The organism is Pseudomonas sp. HMSC057H01, from assembly GCF_001836405.1.
In the GTDB taxonomy this organism is placed as follows: Bacteria; Pseudomonadota; Gammaproteobacteria; order Pseudomonadales; family Pseudomonadaceae; genus Pseudomonas; species Pseudomonas aeruginosa.
In genome coordinates this window covers 1-752 of record NZ_KV828440.1, presented here as the reverse complement: position 1 = coordinate 752, position 752 = coordinate 1, and the positions used below count along the sequence as shown (strand labels likewise).

Sequence of the window (752 nt, the reverse complement as noted above, 5' to 3'; positions counted from 1 at the left end):
GCGCCGCTCTGCTTGTAGCGACCGGGGTAGTCGTAGCGCTCGTAGGACGAGTCCTGATGCTCGAGCGCCTCGCCAGCGAGATGATGCTCCTGGTCGTAGGTCGGGCGCTTGAAGCTGTAGTCCCGCTGGGTCTGTCGAGCCGTACGAACATTTTCGCTGTAGCGGAAGGAATGAAGCACCGGCTGCGGGTTGTCGCCCTCCGGCTGGGCGCTGAACAGTACCGGGCCGCCGGCGATACGCTCCTGGACGTAGAGCCGGTCGCTGCAGACCAGGGTGTGGCGGTGTTCGTCGAAGCGGAAGTAGTAGACCAGGCCTTCCTCGAAAGCCAGCCGGTCGTGCAGGTAGTGATCGCTGTCGCCGGCCTGCACGCAGTATTCGCGCGGCAGGTGCTCATGGTAGATGCGCTGTTCGTAGTCGAGCACCCGGTGTTCCTTGAGCAGCGCCTGGAGAATCTCCGGAACACTCTTCTCCTGGAAGATCCGCCAGTTGCAGCACAGCTCCAGGCGCGCCAACTGCGGTTCCAGCAGCAGTTCGTAGCGGGTCCGGCGAAAACCCGAGCTGCCCTGGGTGAAGTGGCTGACGATGCCATGGACGTAGCGGGCCGGACGGCCGTCCTGCCAGAGGGTGAAGGTGCCCGGCTGGTCGAGTACCTGCTTGAAATCGATGGCGTTCTTGTCGCTGGCCAGCTTCAGGTTCAGGCGGAAAGGCTCGCAGAGCGCTTCTTCCAGTTCGAACTCGACGACATCGAACGC

1 protein-coding gene is annotated in these 752 nt (G+C 63.3%); it reads right to left on the bottom strand.

The window, feature by feature from the left end:
• On the bottom strand, positions 1-752 hold a 752-nt coding region (locus HMPREF2581_RS11545), incomplete at both ends, for a type VI secretion system spike protein VgrG2a (protein ID WP_139181905.1).